Origin of the sequence: Enterobacter wuhouensis (assembly GCF_004331265.1) — a bacterium.
GTDB classification, from domain to species: Bacteria; Pseudomonadota; Gammaproteobacteria; order Enterobacterales; family Enterobacteriaceae; genus Enterobacter; species Enterobacter wuhouensis.
Window position 1 is genome coordinate 76,841 of sequence record NZ_SJOO01000008.1, and the last position, 18,756, is coordinate 95,596.

15 protein-coding genes and 1 riboswitch are annotated in these 18,756 nt (G+C 55.4%); of the genes, 6 read left to right on the top strand and 9 right to left on the bottom strand.

Annotated elements, in window-relative coordinates; all coding sequences use genetic code 11:
- Positions 1-10 precede the first annotated feature (10 nt).
- Positions 11-2,044: a methionine--tRNA ligase gene (metG, locus tag E0L20_RS17160; RefSeq protein WP_131635004.1), complete on the bottom strand. Its 2,034-nt coding sequence runs from the start codon at positions 2,042-2,044 to the stop codon at positions 11-13.
- 137 nt (positions 2,045-2,181) lie between these two features.
- On the opposite strand from metG, the gene apbC reads away from it, so the two are divergent.
- Positions 2,182-3,291 (top strand): iron-sulfur cluster carrier protein ApbC, encoded by a 1,110-nt coding sequence (gene apbC / locus E0L20_RS17165; protein ID WP_131635005.1) that lies wholly within the window; start codon positions 2,182-2,184, stop codon positions 3,289-3,291.
- Between the two features lie 97 nt (positions 3,292-3,388).
- Here apbC and E0L20_RS17170 read toward each other — a convergent pair whose 3' ends face one another.
- Together E0L20_RS17170 and E0L20_RS17175 are read right to left on the bottom strand one after the other, a co-directional pair.
- Positions 3,389-3,874: a GNAT family N-acetyltransferase gene (locus E0L20_RS17170; protein ID WP_131635094.1), complete on the bottom strand. Its 486-nt coding sequence runs from the start codon at positions 3,872-3,874 to the stop codon at positions 3,389-3,391.
- Positions 3,819-4,151: an RcnB family protein gene (locus E0L20_RS17175; protein ID WP_131635006.1), complete on the bottom strand. Its 333-nt coding sequence runs from the start codon at positions 4,149-4,151 to the stop codon at positions 3,819-3,821. Before E0L20_RS17175 ends, E0L20_RS17170 begins: the two co-directional genes overlap by 56 nt.
- Positions 4,152-4,617: 466 nt before the next feature.
- Here E0L20_RS17175 and E0L20_RS17180 point away from each other — a divergent pair, with 466 nt between their 5' ends.
- From E0L20_RS17180 to E0L20_RS17190, 3 genes are read left to right on the top strand one after another with little or no spacing between them, the layout of a single operon-like run.
- Positions 4,618-5,757, top strand: coding sequence for a polysaccharide export protein (locus E0L20_RS17180; protein ID WP_131635007.1), 1,140 nt, complete (start codon positions 4,618-4,620; stop codon positions 5,755-5,757).
- Entirely contained in the window at positions 5,757-6,206 is a 450-nt protein-coding gene (locus tag E0L20_RS17185; protein WP_131635008.1) for an arsenate reductase/protein-tyrosine-phosphatase family protein, read from the top strand. Before E0L20_RS17180 ends, E0L20_RS17185 begins: the two co-directional genes overlap by 1 nt.
- Positions 6,206-8,401 (top strand): polysaccharide biosynthesis tyrosine autokinase, encoded by a 2,196-nt coding sequence (locus E0L20_RS17190; protein ID WP_131635009.1) that lies wholly within the window; start codon positions 6,206-6,208, stop codon positions 8,399-8,401. Before E0L20_RS17185 ends, E0L20_RS17190 begins: the two co-directional genes overlap by 1 nt.
- Here the strand turns inward: E0L20_RS17190 and E0L20_RS17195 are convergent.
- A complete protein-coding gene (locus E0L20_RS17195; protein WP_131635010.1) occupies positions 8,398-9,741 on the bottom strand; it encodes an NCS2 family permease in 1,344 nt (447 codons plus the stop codon). The genes E0L20_RS17190 and E0L20_RS17195 overlap by 4 nt on opposite strands.
- 20 nt (positions 9,742-9,761) lie before the next feature.
- Positions 9,762-11,540: an adenine deaminase gene (locus tag E0L20_RS17200; protein WP_131635011.1), complete on the bottom strand. Its 1,779-nt coding sequence runs from the start codon at positions 11,538-11,540 to the stop codon at positions 9,762-9,764.
- Positions 11,541-11,662: 122 nt separating this feature from the next.
- Here E0L20_RS17200 and E0L20_RS17205 point away from each other — a divergent pair, with 122 nt between their 5' ends.
- Both E0L20_RS17205 and E0L20_RS17210 read left to right on the top strand, forming a co-directional pair.
- The gene (locus E0L20_RS17205; RefSeq protein ID WP_131635012.1) at positions 11,663-12,583 is read left to right on the top strand and encodes a LysR family transcriptional regulator; all 921 of its coding nucleotides are present in this window, start codon (positions 11,663-11,665) and stop codon (positions 12,581-12,583) included.
- Positions 12,584-12,653: 70 nt separating this feature from the next.
- A complete protein-coding gene (locus tag E0L20_RS17210; protein WP_131635013.1) occupies positions 12,654-13,169 on the top strand; it encodes a protein disulfide oxidoreductase in 516 nt (171 codons plus the stop codon).
- A gap of 36 nt (positions 13,170-13,205) precedes the next feature.
- On the opposite strand, the gene E0L20_RS17215 is transcribed toward E0L20_RS17210, so the two are convergent.
- The 4 genes from E0L20_RS17215 to E0L20_RS24100 form a co-directional block, all read right to left on the bottom strand.
- A complete protein-coding gene (locus E0L20_RS17215; protein ID WP_131635014.1) occupies positions 13,206-14,672 on the bottom strand; it encodes a pyridoxal phosphate-dependent decarboxylase family protein in 1,467 nt (488 codons plus the stop codon).
- 18 nt (positions 14,673-14,690) lie between these two features.
- Complete coding sequence (locus E0L20_RS17220; protein WP_131635015.1) at positions 14,691-16,067, bottom strand: diaminobutyrate--2-oxoglutarate transaminase; 1,377 nt, start codon at positions 16,065-16,067, stop codon at positions 14,691-14,693.
- Positions 16,068-16,380: 313 nt separating this feature from the next.
- On the bottom strand, positions 16,381-16,818 hold the full coding sequence (locus E0L20_RS17225; protein WP_131635016.1) for a hypothetical protein: 438 nt from the start codon (positions 16,816-16,818) through the stop codon (positions 16,381-16,383).
- 187 nt (positions 16,819-17,005) lie between these two features.
- The gene (locus tag E0L20_RS24100; protein WP_242673416.1) at positions 17,006-18,052 is read right to left on the bottom strand and encodes a YadA C-terminal domain-containing protein; all 1,047 of its coding nucleotides are present in this window, start codon (positions 18,050-18,052) and stop codon (positions 17,006-17,008) included.
- Positions 18,053-18,654: 602 nt separating this feature from the next.
- Positions 18,655-18,752, top strand: a riboswitch (TPP riboswitch).
- The last annotated feature ends 4 nt before the right edge of the window (positions 18,753-18,756 follow it).

Here is an 18,756-nt window from a genome sequence, read left to right on the forward strand (position 1 = left end):
GGCTTTTTTGTTATTTCACCTGCTGGCCCGGCTTCGCGCCTTCGTCAGGGCTTAACAGGAAGATATCTTTTCCGCCAGGGCCTGCGGCCATCACCATCCCCTCGGAGATGCCGAAGCGCATTTTGCGCGGCGCAAGGTTTGCCACCATCACGGTCTGGCGACCGATCAGCACCTGCGGGTCCGGATACGCTGAACGGATGCCGGAGAAGACGTTGCGCTTCTCGCCGCCCAGATCCAGCGTCAGGCGCAGCAGCTTGTCAGAACCTTCCACGAACTCCGCGTTTTCAATCAGCGCCACGCGCAGGTCGATTTTGGCGAAATCATCAAAGGTGATGGTTTCCTGAATCGGATCGTCCGCCAGCGGGCCGGTGACCGGCGCAGCAGCCGCCTTCACTTCTTCTTTGGATGCTTCTACCAGAGCTTCAACCTGCTTCATCTCGATGCGGTTATACAGCGCCTTGAAGGTGTTCACCTTGTGGCCGAGCAGCGGCTGCGCAATTGCATCCCAGGTCAGTTCAGCGTTCAGGAACGCTTCAGCGCGGGCTGCCAGCTGCGGCAGAACCGGCTTCAGGTAGGTCATCAGCACGCGGAACAGGTTGATGCCCATGGAGCAGATGGCCTGCAGATCGGCATCGCGGCCTTCCTGCTTAGCGACTACCCACGGCGCCTGCTCGTCCACATAGCGGTTTGCCAGGTCAGCCAGCGCCATGATTTCACGCACCGCTTTACCGAACTCGCGCGCTTCCCACGCTTCGCCAATGGTGGCCGCCGCGTCGGTGAAGGTTTGGTACAGGGCAGGATCGGCCAGCTCAGCGGCCATCACGCCGTCGAAGCGCTTGGCAATAAAGCCCGCGTTACGGGACGCCAGGTTCACCACCTTGTTGACGATGTCCGCGTTCACGCGCTGCACGAAATCTTCCAGGTTCAGGTCGATATCGTCGATGCGGGAAGAGAGCTTCGCGGTGTAGTAATAGCGCAGGCTGTCCGCATCGAAGTGGTTCAGCCAGGTGCTGGCCTTGATGAACGTTCCGCGAGATTTGGACATCTTCGCGCCGTTCACCGTCACGTAGCCATGTACGAACAGGTTGGTTGGCTTGCGGAAGTTGCTGCCTTCCAGCATCGCCGGCCAGAACAGGCTGTGGAAGTAAACGATGTCTTTACCGATGAAGTGATACAGCTCGGCGTCGGAATCTTTCTTCCAGTATTCGTCGAAGCTGGTGGTGTCGCCGCGCTTATCGCACAGGTTCTTAAAGGAGCCCATGTAGCCGATAGGCGCATCCAGCCAGACGTAGAAATATTTGCCCGGCGCGTTCGGGATCTCAAAGCCGAAGTAGGGCGCATCGCGGGAAATATCCCACTGCTGCAGGCCGGATTCGAACCACTCCTGCATCTTGTTCGCCACCTGCTCCTGCAGCGCGCCGCTGCGGGTCCACGCCTGCAGCATTTCGCTGAAGGACGGCAGGTCGAAGAAGAAGTGCTCGGAGTCACGCATCACAGGTGTGGCGCCGGAAACCACGGATTTCGGCTCGATAAGCTCGGTCGGGCTGTAGGTCGCGCCGCACACTTCGCAGTTATCGCCGTACTGGTCCGGGGATTTACACTTCGGACAGGTGCCCTTGACGAAACGGTCCGGCAGGAACATGCCTTTTTCCGGATCGTACAGCTGAGAGATAGTGCGGTTTTTGATAAAACCGTTCTCTTTCAGACGGCCGTAGATCAGCTCCGACAGCTCGCGGTTTTCGTCGCTGTGGGTGGAGTGATAGTTGTCATAGCTGATGTCAAAGCCAGCAAAATCGGTCTGATGCTCCTGACTCATTTCGGCAATCATCTGCTCCGGGGAAATCCCCAGCTGCTGCGCTTTCAGCATGATCGGCGTGCCGTGGGCATCGTCCGCACAGATGAAGTTAACCTCGTGGCCGCGCATTCGCTGGTAACGGACCCAGACATCAGCCTGGATATGCTCCAGCATGTGGCCGAGGTGGATTGAGCCGTTGGCGTACGGCAGTGCGCACGTTACCAGAATTTTTTTCGCGACTTGAGTCATAGTAGGCATTACTTCTTTTAACTGTGAAAAGGGTTTTTGATATTACCAAAAGGGGCATTATTAAGTAAGCACAAACCACGGCCTTTCAGGTAAACTTGTTCATCTAAGGTCTTATTCACAAGAACAAAGGAGTCGGGATGAGTTCTCAATCCCAGGCCAAATCACCGGAAGCCTTACGAGCAATGGTCGCCGGGACGCTGGCTAATTTTCAGCATCCAACCCTGAAGCACAATCTCACGACGCTGAAAGCGCTTCACCACGTCGCCTGGCTGGACGATACGCTGCACGTTGAGCTGCAGATGCCGTTCGTCTGGACCAGCGCTTTCGACGCGCTGAAAGAGCAAACCAGCTCTGAGCTGCTGCGCATTACTGGCGCAAAAGCCATCGACTGGAAGCTGAGCCACAGCATCGCCACGCTGAAGCGGGTGAAAAACCAGCCTGGCGTGAACGGCGTGAAAAACATCATCGCCGTCAGCTCGGGCAAGGGCGGGGTGGGTAAATCCTCCACGGCGGTAAACCTGGCGCTCGCGCTGGCAGCCGAAGGGGCAAAAGTCGGTATTCTGGATGCGGACATTTATGGCCCGTCCATTCCAAACATGCTGGGGGCGGAAAACCAGCGCCCAACCTCGCCGGACGGCACCCACATGGCGCCCATCATGGCGCACGGGCTGGCGACTAACTCCATCGGTTATCTGGTAACCGACGATAACGCGATGGTCTGGCGCGGGCCGATGGCCAGCAAGGCGCTGATGCAGATGCTGCAGGAAACCATGTGGCCGGATCTCGATTATCTGGTGCTGGACATGCCGCCGGGCACCGGTGACATTCAGCTGACGCTGGCGCAGAACATTCCCGTGACGGGCGCTGTCGTCGTCACCACGCCGCAGGATATCGCGCTGATCGACGCCAAAAAGGGCATCGTGATGTTCGAGAAGGTGGAAGTGCCTGTGCTGGGTATCGTCGAGAACATGAGCATGCACATCTGCAGCAACTGTGGACACCATGAGCCTATCTTTGGCACCGGCGGTGCGGAAAAGCTGGCGGCGCAGTATCACACCCAACTGCTGGGCCAGATGCCGCTGCACATCACGCTGCGTGAAGATCTGGACAGCGGTAAGCCAACGGTGGTGAGCCGTCCGGACAGCGAATTTGCGGATATGTATCGCCAGCTGGCAGGGCGCGTTGCGGCGCAGCTTTACTGGCAGGGTGAGGTCATTCCGAGCGAGATTGCGTTCCGCGCGGTGTAACGTCTCTGCGCGATAGTGCCGGGTGGCGGCTTCGCCTTACCCGGCCTACAAATGGCACCATCACGTAGGTCGGGTAAGGCGAAGCCGCCACCCGACTTTAACCCAACCGATAGTGCATCAGATAGTACTCTCCGTCCGGAGAAACCCCTGTTGCCTCAATGTGCCAGCCGTTACGCTGGTAAAACGCAACCGCCCGCTCATTCTTCACCAGGCATTTCAACGCACCGGTGCTGGTAAACGTCTTTTGCACCTGCTCCAGCAATCGCTTACCCACGCCCTGGCTCTGATACTGCGGATCGACAAACAGATTGTGCAGAAAATTATCGTTCGTCCAGACGGAGGCGAAGCCAAGCCGATGCCCGTCCTGAACCGCCACCCAAATCTGTTCGTCACGGGTTACCGCGTCGAAGTCCTCTAGCTGCCATTCGGCATCGTTCATCCAGGGCCAGGCAGCGCGACGGGCATGCAGATAGAGCGTGCGCAGGAAAGGACGATCGCTCTCCTGCCACGGACGGATCAGGATCGCATCAGCGGTGATAGAAGATATCTCCGTTGTAGGCTTTGTAGATTTTGCCGTCAGTATCGCCAATCAGAACGTAGTTTTCGCCCATATAGGTCCAGTGGGTACCGGCATCAGGCGCCGGTAGATTACGCAGCTGATACTGTTTAATAGTGTACTCAGGCGTTTGGTACTGCGCCGGAGCCGTGTCACCAATCTTGAACTTTGTGAAATCGGCAATGAACTCTTGTTCTTCATAGGCCTTGATGCCAGAAGGTGCGGACGCCGTTTGCGGAGCAGCATAAGCCGCACTCGCCAGAGACATGACGACACCCAGAAGCAGCCATTTACGCTTAGCCATTTTTTCTCCAGTTATACCGTTACTGATACTCTCAGCCTGCTGTTTCGTTGACAGCATGACAGCCCATTTTAAGTGCCACAGCAGAGTATGTTCGAAAAAAAATGTAACAAAACTGGACGGCTTTGTGTAGTGCGAAAGGTTAATGCTATTTTTTACGTGAATGCATTATCGTGGGAATAATTCATTTGAACTATGGCTTTGCTGGATTAATTCTGAAAATACATTATTAATATAAGTTTGGACTCAGTATGGCGTGCATTTTATTGGACGAGGATTTACTATTTTTAATAGTGAATCCTTTTAATTCATTGCGGGCCAACGTGAGGTGGCGCATGTTTTACTTCATCGTTGCGTAACATTATATTTTTTATGATGAATTGAAAGCTAAGTAGTTCTAGGGACTGGTGAGCGCGGGCTTGATGTACTGTACGCGTTTCCCGCGAGCATGGATAATAAATTTATATAAATGAAAAACACAACGGCAATTTCTGTAATATTCTTATCAATAAGTCAGTTAACCGGGTGCGTAATTTCTCCCGGGCAAACGCTTAATACGTCAGGGAAACAAATAATTGTTTCTGCGGATCAAAATAATAACCTGGATAACCAGGTAGATATTTATCCACTCACCCCCGCGCTTATCGAAAAACTGCGCCCTGCGGCCGCTAAATCTCAGGCAAATCCTAATCTGGATGAGCAGGTGAAAAACTGGGAATACCGCATTGGGACCGGTGACATCCTGACGGTCACCGTCTGGGATCACCCTGAGCTTACGACGCCCGCCGGGCAGTACCGTAGCGCAAGCGATGCGGGCAACTGGGTAAATGCCGATGGTACGCTCTTCTATCCCTACGTGGGCAAACTGCACGTCGCGGGAAAAACGGTTTCCCAGGTACGCGAGGAGATCACCGCTCGGCTGGATAACGTCATTGAAAGCCCGCAGGTGGACGTCAGCGTGGCCTCGTTCCGGTCGCAAAAAGCCTATGTGACCGGAGAGGTGGCGAAATCAGGACAGCAGGCCATCACCAATATTCCCTTGACGGTAATGGATGCCGTTAATGCCGCCGGTGGGCTTTCTGCCGACGCCGACTGGCGCAACGTGGTGCTCACCCACAACGGTCAGGATTCTCGTATTTCACTGTATGCCCTGATGCAGCAAGGCGATCTCACTCAAAATAAGCTGCTCTATCCTGGCGATATCCTGTTTGTTCCTCGCAACGATGCGCTGAAAGTGTTCGTGATGGGGGAGGTCATCAAGCAGAGCACGCTGAAGATGGACCGTAGCGGCATGACCCTCGCCGAAGCGCTGGGGAATGCCGGGGGGCTGAATCAGAATATGGCGGATGCTACGGGGATTTTTGTTATCCGTTCGGTACGCAAATCCGGGAATACCGGGAAAATCGCCAATATTTATCAGCTCAATGCGCAGGATGCCTCGGCAATGGTGCTGGGCACGGAATTCCAGCTTGAGCCGTACGATATTGTGTATGTCACCACGGCGCCGCTGTCGCGCTGGAATCGCGTCATCACGCAGCTGGTGCCGACAATCGCGGGCGTGCACGACCTGACCGAAACCGTGCGTTACATCCGATCGTGGCCGCAATAATGTTCAATTCAATATTGGTGGTGTGCACCGGTAATATTTGCCGCTCCCCGATTGGCGAGCGGCTGTTACGCCAGCAGCTGCCCGGTAAGCTGGTCACCTCGGCGGGTATCCACGGACTTGAGGGGCGCCCGGCGGATGAAGGCGCACTGAACGTTGCCTGGCGCCACGGTCTTTCGCTTGATGGCCACGTTGCCCGCAAGCTGACTCGCAGCCAGATGGTTAAATCTGACCTTATTCTCGCGATGGAGCCCCAGCATCTTCACTTCATTGCTGCTGTCGCGCCTGAGCTGCGGGGAAGATCGCTGTTGTTCGGACACTGGCTGGAACAGCAGGACATTCCCGATCCGTATCGGAAAAGCAGTGAAGCCTTTGAGTACGTTTTCGAACTGTTGGGCAAAGCCAGTCAGGAATGGGCGCGTCGCCTGGGTCAAAAAGGAATTCAGCATTAATGCCGTCATACTCATCAGACAATTATGGTGCTGCCGCACCTCAAAAGAATGAAATCGATCTCATTCAGCTCCTGGCTGAAATGTACGATCACCGTACAAAAATAGTGTTGATCACGCTTCTGTTCACGTTGTGTGCTGCGCTGTATGCCTTCACGACCACGCCGATTTATCAGGCTGATGCCCTTGTGCAAATAGAAGGTAAGCAGGACAACACGCTGCTTAAAAATTTAAGCCAGCTGGGCTCCGATCTTTCGCCCGATGTGGCGCCCGAACTTTTGCTGCTTAAATCGCGCATGATCCTCGGGGAGACGGTCGATAAGCTGGGTTTACAGTATCAGGTTGAACGGCGCGTTTTCCCTGTGTTTGGCCGCCTGTGGGAGCGCGGGCGGGGAGCCCAATCGGACGAAATGACCCTGGGCGAGCTGAGTATTCCGCTGCTGGAAGGCCAGCCGCAAGAGCTTGTGCTCACCGTGCTGGGGCAGGGGAAGTATCGCCTGGAGGGAGACGCCTTCCAGGCCGAGGGCATTGTCGGACAAACTCTGGCAAAGGGGGGCGTTTCTGTTCTGGTTACCTCGCTCACCTCTGAACCGGATACGCAATATGTCCTGAAAGCCTTCACCCGGCTTGAAGCGATCAATGCGCTACAAAAAAGGCTGACGGTAGCGGAATCGGCGAAGCAGAGCGGCATGATAATGTTAACCCTCACGGGGAAAGATCCAGCCAGAATTGCCGTGGTTCTCAACACGATCGCAGACAATTATCTCAACCAGAATATCGCGCGTCAGGAAGCGCAGGACGCCCGTAGCCTCGCTTTCTTACAGCACCAGCTGCCGAAAATCAGCAACGAGCTGAACGAGGCTGAAGCGCGACTCAATGCCTACCGCGAGAAGCGAGATTCTGTCGACCTATCCCTGGAGGCGAAGTCGGTTCTTGACCAGGTCGTCAACGTGGAGAATCAGCTTAACGAACTGACGTTCCGCGAAGCCGAGATCTCTCAGCTCTTCAAAAAGGACCATCCGACCTACCGGGCCTTACGGGAAAAACGGCAAACGCTTGAGCAGCAGCGCACGCGCCTCAACAATCGCGTGTCGTCGATGCCCTCTACGCAGCAGGAAATTCTGCGCCTGAGTCGGGATGTGGAGTCCGGGCGCACCATTTACCTGCAGCTGTTAACCCGCCAGCAGGAGCTGAATATTTCTCGCTCAAGCGCGATCGGGAACGTGCGGATTATCGATACTGCGGTGACGCAGCCTAAGCCAATCCAGCCGAGAAAAGCGGTTATTATTATCATGGGGATGCTGTTCGGGCTGATGCTCGCTGTGGGATGGGTGCTGGTTCGCGCAGCGCTGAAGCGGGGTGTTACCGCAACGGAACAGCTCGAGGCGTGCGGGATGACGGTTCTGGCGACCTTGCCGCGATCGGAATGGCTCTGGAAACAAACCCATCTGCGCAGAATGAATCCGTTCGCGTCTTACTGGCAGCATAAAACGGCGAACGTGCCTTTTCTGCCCGTGGACAGGCCTGCTGATATGTTTGTTGAAGCGGTACGGGGGCTGCGCACCAGTTTGCACTTTACCATGATGGATGCTGCGAATCGGATGGTGATGATTTCCAGCCCGACGCCGGATTGCGGTAAAACGCTGGTCAGTACCTCGCTGGCGGTGGTTGCCGCACAGGCCGGACTGCGGGTGCTGTTTATCGATGCGGATATGCGGATGGGGTATGTGCATAACGTCTTTAAGCTGAACAACCACCGTGGGCTGTCCAACGTGCTGCAGGGAGACGGTCAGTGGCAGGATACCGTTCAGCGTTTCGAGAAGGGGGGCATTGACGTTATAACCTGCGGTCCACAGCCTGCGCATCCATCAGAACTCCTCATAGGGGAGCGCTTTCAGAGCATCATGGCGAGTATGAACGAACGCTACGACATTGTGATTATCGACACGCCGCCGGTCCTTGCCGTCACGGATGCGTCGTTGGTTGCCAGAATGGCGGCAACAACCCTGCTGGTAGCCCGTTTTGATAAAACCAGCGTGAAAGAGATCGTGAATGGCAGCAAGCGGCTTCAGCAAATGGGAGGCAAGGTGAGCGGTACGATCCTCAATGATATTGTGAAATCTGCCGCGCTTTACTACACCTCGGGGTATAGCCAGTATAGCTACGGGTATACCCCGAAGAAGACGCGCAAAGGTTAGTGCCTGACCAGCGTCGCAAAGTAGTACACCAGTGGAATGGCGAGGACCCAAAGACCTGCAGGGATTTCTCGCCATTTTCCGGCAATCGCCTTAATGACGATGTAAAACAGCAGTCCTCCGGCAATGCCCGTGCCGAAGCTGTTTGAAATGAGCGTTATCATTACCATCATCAGCACCGGCAGCCCGTCGGTGAAATTCGCCAAATCAACCTTACGTAAGCCGCTGAACATATTCAGCCCAATCAGGATCAGGGCTGGGGCCGTGGCTTCCTTCGGGATCATCAGCGCTACGGGCGTAAACAGCAGCATCAGCAGGAACATCACGGCGGCGGCCAGCGCGGTCATACCGGTTTTGCCGCCGGCCTCAGCCGCTGCCGATGATTCAATCAGCGCCGTGGCGGCAGGAATACCCACCCAGGGGCCAATCGCGGCGGCAATCGAGTCCACCATAAACGGACGATTAATGTGTGGCATATTGCCTTCCTCATCCAGCAAACCCGCCTCGCCGCCAACCGCCAGGGTTGTTCCCATGGTGGAGAAAAACTCGGAGGCAAAAAAGACAAACAGGAACGGCAGGAAGGCAATGTTGAGTGCGCCCAGCATATCGACGTGGCCCAGTACCGGCGCCAGTGAGTGAGGCACATCGATAAAGCTGGCGGGTAATTTTGTCACCCCAAGCGGGATGCCGATGAGGGTGGCAAACAGAATTGCCCATAAAATCGCCCCCGGAATACGGCGAGCCTGCAGCGCGATGGCTAAAAACAGGCCGGCCAGCGCCACCAGCGCGCCTGGCGACAGAAAATCACCCAGCATTAACGCGTTCGTTTTCGCATTCGCCAGCACCAGCCCGGCGTTGCGGAAGCCGAGAACGGCGACAAACAGCCCGATGGAGGCGGTGAGCCCCAGCTTGATGGATTGTGGGACGGAGCGGGTGACCACTTCACGCAGGCCAAAGCGGGTCAGCAGGAAGAATAAGATCCCTGACCAGCAGGCTATGCCCAGACCAATTTGCCAGCCAATGCCTTCACTGCCTGCGAGGGTAACGCCTACCAGCACCGAACCGCCGATGCCTGGCCCGACGATAAAGGGCAGGTTAGCGTAAAATGCCATCAGCAGCGTACCGGCGACAAACACCAGAATGGTGCCGGTGGTTGCCGCCCCTTTATCCATGCCGCCGACGGCCAGCAGCCCCGGGATCACGACCAGTAAATAGGCGGCAGCGAGAAATCCGGTGATCCCTGCCAGGCACTCGGTACGTACGGTGCTTCCACGGGTGTGCAGTGCAAAACGACGTTCAAGCCAGCTCCCTGGTGCTGGCGAATTCACGGTGTTGTCGGCCATTATCCGGCTCTCCTTCAGTCTTATTGTGTTGTGTCCGGGGTTTCCCGGTAAGAGATCAGCGGATCGACAATCTGGCGCGTGCTGCCGTCGGTCAGTCCAAGATCGGTCAAATGCGGCCCGGCGTTACAGGCCAGGCAGGTTCCTTCGATGGCCTTAAACACCCGGTACGGCGGCTCCCAGTCGGCAATCAGGCTGCTGCGGTCGCGCAGCTCGCGGAACTGCGCTGCCAGCTCAGACGGCGGCAGCTCGGAGAGCATACCCGCAATCGGCATGGCGACGTGGGCGATAATCCTGCCGTTTTGCACCAGCGCCATTCCGCCACCGCTTTGGATCAGGGCGTTGGCGGCTAGCGCCATCTCATCAGGATCGCGTCCCAGCACCACCAGATTGTGCGAGTCGTGAGAGTAGCTGGTCGCAATGGCACCGCGCAGTTCTCCCCACCCTTCCAGCAGCGCAATTTGCGGTTTCGCCGCATGGCGCGCGTGGCGATGCTGCACCCAAATGAGGCTAAATCCTTCCGGTATCTCTACCTGCCCGTTGCCCACCCGCACGTCGGTTTCTCCCCAGCGGGTAAAGCGAGCGCCGCTAATATGGCGCAGGCGGGCAACGCCGTGGTTCGCGTTGGCAATAAGCATACGGAAATCACTCGCGGCCAGTTCAGACAGCTGCACGGTATCACGCGGGAGCGGCAACGGCTTTTCCACGATCGGTTCTAACATTGCCCCATCCCGGGCAATCAATTTTCCTGCCACGTAGACCTGGCGTGCGGTGAGCTTTTCCAGCGAGTCAAACACCACCAGATCCGCGCGCCGCCCGGCGGCGATCAGCCCGAGATCGTTGCGCTGCAGGCGAATGGCGGCATTCAGCGTGGCAAAGCGCAGCGCGTCCGTTGCTGGCAGGCCGTGCTCAATAAGCAGGTTCAACAGCGCGATGATGCCGCCTTTTTCCATCAGCATATCTGGCGGGACATCGTCGGTGCAGACCGTAATTTGTGAGGAGAGGTGCGGTAAGGTTTTCAGGGCGCTAACGATATCGGGCAGCAGATAAGGGTGCGATCCGCGGATTTCCAGCGTCAGCCCGGCGCGCAGTTTTTCCAGGGCGTCATCGGCAGAGGTCAGTTCGTGATCCGAGGTCACGCCCGCGGCCAGATAAGCCTGTAAATCGGCGCCGCTAAGCCCGCGAGCGTGGCCCTCAATCAGCTTGCCGCTGTTCAGTCCCGCGTCGAGGATCTCCAGCATACGCTGGCTGCCGTTGAGCACACCGTGCATGTCCATCACTTCTGCCACGCCGCGCACTTCAGGCCAGCCGAGCAGGGTATTCATCTCTTCCCCGGCGAAATCCGCCCCGGACATTTCCAGGCCGGGGGTCGACGGCACGCTTGAGGGCGCGGCAACCATCACCTGCAGAGGCAGGTCCCGGCTTGCGTCTATGGCAAAACGCACGCCCTCGATGCCCAAAACGTTCGCCAGCTCGTGCGGATCCCAGAATACCGCCGTGGTGCCCTGGGCCAGCACAATCTCCGCATAGCGGGCGGGCAGCAGATGCGAACTTTCAAGGTGAACGTGCGTATCCATCAGCCCGGGGGAGAGGAACCGGTTGTGCAGATCCTGCGTCTCGGCCGCATCGGTACGGCTGCCGCGCGGGTGGACGCTGGCGATAAGCGAGCCAACGATGCCCACGTCCGCGTCGCGGATCTCACCGGTTGCCATATCGACGATGCGGGTATGCGTCAGCAGCAGATCAAAAGGCGTTTCGCCTCGCGCAGCCTGTACGGCGCGGCGTCGGGTTTCAGCAGTCATGCAATTAACCGTTCCAGAAATCAAATATTGACGTTACTCTAAGCACCCGGCAAACGTTTGCCCAGCTGATAAAACTTATCAGCCGATAACTCCGGCTTATTCTGTAACGCGTGAAAGAGAAAATGACGACGGAACCCTGGCAGCGCCTGCCCGCGCTCTCCCTTCGACAACTGCAGTATTTTGTCACTCTGGCGCAGCTGCGCCATTTTACCGATACCGCCAGCAGGCTGGCGATCAGCCAGCCCGCGCTCAGCAGCGCGCTGCGGCAAATCGAAACGGTGCTGGGCGGCAAGCTGGTAAATCGTACCGCCTCTGCGGTGACGCTAACGGAATTGGGTAACGCCATTCTGCCGCACGCGCAGCGGGTGCTCAGCGTCGCCCAGCTCGCCTTTGAGGATATGCAGCAAATCGTTCAGGCGGGCGGCGACGGCACGGTGCGTATCGGATTAATCCCTTCCGTAAGTTCGCTACTGTTTCCCCTGCTGCCCCAGACGCTCGCGCAGGCTTTCCCGCGGCTGAAGGTGGAGTTTCACGATCAAACGAATGATGCGCTGGTGGCACAGCTGCTGAAAGGTCAAATCGACTTTGGCATTGGCGCGCTGGACAGCTCGGTTCCGGAACAGCTGGATGTATTCCCGCTGCAGGAGGACCCTTTCGTTGCGGTGGTACACCGTGACGATCCTGCGGCCACGTCAGCACATTTGCCCTGGAAGCAGCTGGTAGGGCGCGATATTGCCGTGTTCTCAAAAGGCAATATTCAGCGCCTGGTCGGCGCGCTCGCTGAAAGCCATCGTTTGTCATTGCAGGCGCGTTATCAGGTCGACTACATCGAAACCTTGTACGGGCTGGTGCGCTCAAAGCTGGCCGTAGCGATATTACCGCAGCTTTATACCACGCATCTTCAGGACCCGCAGCTCAAGGTGGCGCAGCTACAGCAGCCGGCGCTGGCGCGAACGGTGGCGCTCATGCGCGCGCCGCAGACGCTTCCTCCCCTCATTGAATCCTGCTTTACGCTGATGGTCGAGACCCTGCGCGCCCGCTAGGGCGACACTTCTTTACAGCGCCGCCGTCCGTTGCTCGCTAAGATGACCTTCGTTAATTCATGAGGCCACGATGGAAAACCGTACATGCAGCAAGCTGCGCCGCTGGGCGCGGGAAGGGATTATTTTTATTCTGCTGGCGCTGGCCGTAATGTGGGGCGTAGATCGGTACCGTCAGCCGACGCTGCCCGACAACTTCAGTGCGATGCCGATGCAAAGTATCGACGGGACAACCTACGATTTGACGGCGCTCAGCCAGGAGCGGCCGCTGCTGATTTACGTCTGGGCGACCTGGTGCAGCATCTGCCGTTTTACGACCCCGTCGGTGGATAAGCTGGCAGGCGAGGGCGGGAATGTCGTCAGCATCGCGATGCGTTCGGGCGACGATGCAAAGCTGGAACGCTGGCGTGAAAAGAAACAGCTGACAATGCCGATCGTGAATGACATCAATGGCGCGCTATCGCAACAGTGGCAGGTGAGCGTAACGCCGACGCTGGTGATAGTGTCTAAGGGCAACGTCGTCAGTACGACCACGGGCTGGACAAGCTACTGGGGAATGAAAATGAGAATGTGGTGGGCTGGGGTCTAAAAATATCCCCTCCTCCAGCGGAAGAGGGGATACGCATTACTTCGCCAGAACTTCCTGTGCGGTACGCTCAACCAGAGACAGCAGGACTTTAACATCCTCCAGCGTCACGGTTGGGTTCAGCAGCGTCAGCTTCAGGCAGGTGATGCCGTTATGCTCGGTCACGCCGACGTTGGCGCGGCCAGACTCCAGCAGCGCATCGCCAATCTTCTGGTTCAGCAGGGCGATACCTGCATCATCCATCTGCGCCTGAGGACGGAAGCGGAACAGCACGCTCGCCAGCTGCGGCTGCATGACCAGCTCCAGAGCAGGCTGCTCTTTCACGTAGGCCGCGACCTGCTGCGCCAGCGTCACGCCGTGATCGATGATCGCCGCGTACTGCTCCTGACCCAGCGCTTCCAGGCTCATCCACAGCTTCAGCGCGTCGAAACGACGGGTGGTCTGCAGAGACTTGGACACTAGGTTAGGCACGCCTGCTTCTTCGTCAAACTCAGAGTTCAGGTAGGCCGCCTGGTAGCGCATCAGCTCATAGTGACGCGCTTCTTTCAGCAGGAACGCGCCGCAGCTGATGGTCTGGAAGAACTGCTTGTGGAAGTCCAGGGTAATGGAATCCACCAGATCGATACCGTCCAGGTAGTGACGATACTGCTCGGACATCAGCAGCGCGCCGCCCCAGGCCGCATCAACGTGTACCCAGATGTTCTGCTTGGCCGCCAGTTCAGCAATGGCACGCAGCGGATCGATAGCACCGGCGTCGGTGGTACCTGCCGTCGCGACGATCGCCAGAATCTGTTCGCCGTTCGCGTTGCACTGCTCAATTTTCGCCGCCAGATCGGTCAGATCCATGCGGGAGAATTCGTCCGTTTTCACCTGCACCACGGACTGGTAGCCCAGACCCATCAGCGCCATGTTTTTCTGCACGGAGAAGTGTGCGTTCTCGGAGCACAGCACGCGAATTTTGCGCAGATCGCCCACCAGGCCGTCCTGCTGAACGGAGTGACCCTGACGCGCGAAGAACGCATCGCGCGCCAGCATCAGGCCCATCAGGTTGCTCTGGGTGCCGCCGCTGGTGAAGACACCCGCGTCGCCAGCCTGATAACCCACGCGGGTACGCAGCCATTCGATCAGCTTAATTTCGATGATGGTTGCGGACGGGCTTTGATCCCAGGAGTCCATACTCTGGTTAGTGGCGTTGATCAGCACTTCCGCCGCCTGGCTGACGACCAGGCTTGGGCAGTGCAGATGCGCCACGCACTGTGGGTGATGAACGGACAGGCTGTCTTTCAGGAAGAACTCCACGGCGCGTTCAATCGCCGCGTCGTTGCCCAGCCCTTTCGGATTGAAATCCAGCTTAATACGGTCGCGCAGTTCCGCGACCGTTTTGCCCTGGTACATCTCAGGCTGTTTCAGCCACTGCATCACAGCCTGAGTGCTTTGTTCAATCGCCTGCTGGTAAGCGTCAATGCTCCGCGCAGAGGAGAACAAAATTGGGTTTGAATCAGACATCGTAATCAACAACTCCGGTTACGCCGGGCGAACGCCCGCAGCAAGCAGCGCCTGCTCGAATTTATCCAGGAAGATCTTCAGCTCGTCATCGCTAATCAGCAGAGACGGCAGCAGACGCAGAACGATGCCGTTACGGCCGCCGCGCTCCAGAATCAGGCCGTTTTCGAAGCATTTCTTCTGAATCAGCGCAGACAGCTCGCCGTCGCCCGGGAAGCAGCCCATATGGTCAGCCGCTTCGTTTGGCTTAACGATTTCAATACCGATCATCATGCCCAGACCGCGAACGTGACCGATAACAGGGTAGCGTTTAGCCAGCGCTTTCAGCTGGTCTTTCAGCCATTCGCCCTGTGCAGCCACTTTGCCCGCGATGTTCTGGTCTTTCAGGATTTTCAGGGTCGTCAGACCGGTTGCCATCGCCAGCTGGTTGCCGCGGAAGGTGCCGGTATGGTGCCCCGGCGCCCATGCGTCGAACTGCTTTTTGATACCGAGCACGGCCAGCGGCAGGCCGCCACCGACAGCTTTAGACATCACGATGATGTCTGGCTCAATGCCGGCGTGTTCGAAGGCGAAGAATTTACCGGTACGCGCAAAGCCCGCCTGAACTTCGTCGAGGATCAGCAGAATGCCGTGTTCCTGAGTCACTTTACGGATGCGCTGCAGCCACTCAGCCGGAGCCGGGTTCACGCCGCCTTCGCCCTGAACCGCTTCCAGGATCACCGCAGCAGGTTTACGCACGCCGCTTTCAACGTCGTTGATCAGGTTATCGAAATAGTAAGTCAGCGCTTTCACGCCCGCTTCACCACCGATACCCAGCGGGCAGCGGTACTCGTGCGGATAAGGCATGAACTGGACTTCTGGCATCATACCGTCAACCGCTTCTTTCGGAGACAGGTTGCCGGTGACGGACAGCGCGCCGTGGGTCATGCCGTGGTAACCACCAGAGAAGCTGATGATACCGCTGCGACCGGTCACTTTTTTCGCCAGCTTCAGCGCCGCTTCAACGGCGTCAGCACCGGATGGACCGGTGAACTGCAGGCAATACTCTTTGCCCTGACCAGGCAGCAGAGACAGCAAATATTCGGAAAACGCGTCTTTCAGAGGCGTAGTCAGATCCAATGTATGTAACGGCAAGCCGCTGGTAATGACATTTTGGATGCTTTTCAGCACATCAGGATGATTGTGGCCAAGCGCAAGGGTGCCAGCGCCGGCTAAACAGTCAAGGTATTCTTTATTATCTGCATCGGTGATCCACACGCCATCTGCTTTAGTAATCGCTAAAGGCAGCTTGCGCGGATAACTCCTGACGTTAGATTCAAACTCGGCCTGACGGGCCAGATAGGTTTCGTTGCTTTTATGGGCATCTACGGTGTCAATACGGACTTTATCCGTCATCATATCACTCCTACAACCGCGGCTTCGTTATGCGCCACGATTGAATAAAAAGTTAAAAAACAGATGGGGGTGTCTAAAAAACGCCGCCAATATAGAGCCTTTTTAGACGGGGCTCAATGGTTAATTTGTTTACTGTTTTGTTACATAGCGTGCAGGAGGTGAGATATCCCGCTTTTCGGCGATAAAAGTACGCGTTCTGTACAATGAAAACAGGCGCTTACGGTACCTTTTCGCAGACTGTAAAAGTAGACGGAAGAGTGTTACAAATCGTGCCTTTTTCCAGGAGAAAAGGAGGCGAAAAACCTCCTTGCGATCGTTATTTCTGCGTTACCTGCAAAATGCCGTTCTCGCGACCTTTGGTTTTATTCCAGCTTGCATCCGTAATACCCTTTGCATCGAGGCTAATGGATATAACAAACCCGTCTCCCTGTATTTCATAGAAGTTAGCATTCAGGCGTTTGACGATCGCTTTTTTGCCATTCACCGTGGCGTTAAAAAAGCCGTTTGAAATCGTGGCATTAACGGTGCCAGAAGAGAAGGACGCCTCACGCATGGGATCGTGGATAGCCGTTGTCTGCTGGTGCCCCGCCGCGTTTTCCGCTTTGGTTTTGTGAATATCACACGAGCCGTCGCCATCGCTAAGCTGGGTACATCCGGAGCGCTCCAGCTGCGCGCGATAGTGAGCGTTAATGGCATGGGCCGGAGCCGCCGCGACGGTGAATAACAGCGCAATCAGGGCTAATTTTGTTTTCATTGCAAAACCTTAATAATGACACAGGTTATAGGAAACGTACATTACGCCAATCCACACCCCGACAGAAATAAGCATCAGGTACAGAACGGCAGAAATAAAAATGTATTTGGACATGCTATGGCTTATTATCATTATTCTCATCTGAGATGAGAGGGCATTATATAAAGCTGCTCTCTGAACTGAATCTTCAAAAGCCCATACCTATGCCTACCGACGCGCCCATATTATTCGCGGTGTCATCAGAGAAACTCACTTTTGCGATAACATTGGCATTGAAATTAACGGAGGCACCTACCGCAAGAGCGCTTTCACCATTGTAGGTCGCACCGCCAGCAGAAAACATGACGTGCTGATTGGTCTGTACCTGGGGCAGGCCCGCCATCGCCATTGCTCCTGAAATCCCGGCGTTGGCTTGTTTTCGGTTATTATCCACCTCATCATGCAGCGATTTAAACTGCTGGTTAGAATTGTTATTTATGGCCTGCAACGTTTGCTTCGTTGCCTGCAAATCCTGCGCAGTAGTGGTAATCGTCTGGCTGTTTTTGACGACTTTCGCCTGCGTAACGGTATCAACTTGCATTTTAGTAACGGTGGTCGTCACGCCGTCCTTGCCTTTTTGGCCGTCGCGGCCATTCAGCCCGGTAGCGCCCTGTGCGCCGGTATCGCCTTTATCGCCTTTCGCGCCGTCTTTGCCGTTGATACCGTTGGTGGCTTTGGGGGCTTTTTCCAGGGCGTCAAGGCGGCTATCCTGAACGCCATTGATGCGTTCAACGGTGATAATGGCATTACCGTTAGCCGCAACGCCTGTTAAAGCAGCATCCCCTTTTTTGTTGGCGGTGTCTGCCAGCACTCCGGCCAATTTGGCTTCACGGTCAACGTTTGCAATATCGCCCTTTAAGTTTCCGACATCATTCTGCAGAGTAAGGATATTAGAGCCATTTACCACGTTCTGCTGTAACGCCTGGCCTGCTTTATTGCCAGCCAGAAGTATTGCATCATCACGCAGCAAGTTTTCTTGTTTGATCTTAATAACATCGCCGTCAACGTTAGAAATGCGGTCGTAATTACCTTGAGTTTGATCGCCGAATTGTTTATTAATCTGCGTTTGCGTCCAGCCTAATGAATCCTGAACGTCATCGGTACTTATAACGGCCGCCCTCGCCACATCGAATGAACCCACTAACACAACGCTTACAACAACAATTGAAACTGCAGATTTATTAAAAGCTTTCATTTGAAGAACTCACATCATTAAGGTATTAAAAAATTAATAAAATAGTTTGGGTTTCATTAAGCAGAAAGTTATGTCAGTGTCTGCTAATCGCTGCACATTCTTTTTTAGTAACGGGAATAAACTATCAATTAAAGCCAAAGTAATGATTTTGATCTAAATCATAAATGATCTGAATATACTAAGTGGTCGGGGGTGGTGCCGGGAGACTTTATTTAATGTATACATTAGGTTATTTCTGGAATGACCAGTGAAGGCCGAATGTTAAGCTATTGATGGGAATGATGTTGTTTGCCTTAATAATTTAAAGTGATTTTCTTTTTGGGTTTCGTACGAAAGAATATTTCGCATCTAATAAAACAAATGACAAATCAAAAAAATATAAATATAACAAAGCCTGGAATAATAGTTTTGTAATGAGCAAATAACTATAAAAAAACACAATTAACGTAATCTCAATGTAAGCAGGATAATGAGTGAAAAACGCATAAGGATTTTCTGCCTGATAAACCCGGTGATACCTCGAAACACCTTGCACCTTGCCTACGGCCCCGGTTAAACTAGGTATTGATAGGTTAATTGATTTTAACTAATTGTTTTATCAGTAATTTGACTCGGGGTGCCCTTCTTCGTTGAAGGCTGAGAAATACCCGTATTACCTGATCTGGATAATGCCAGCGTAGGGAAGTCAGATGCCTTCCCGGTCA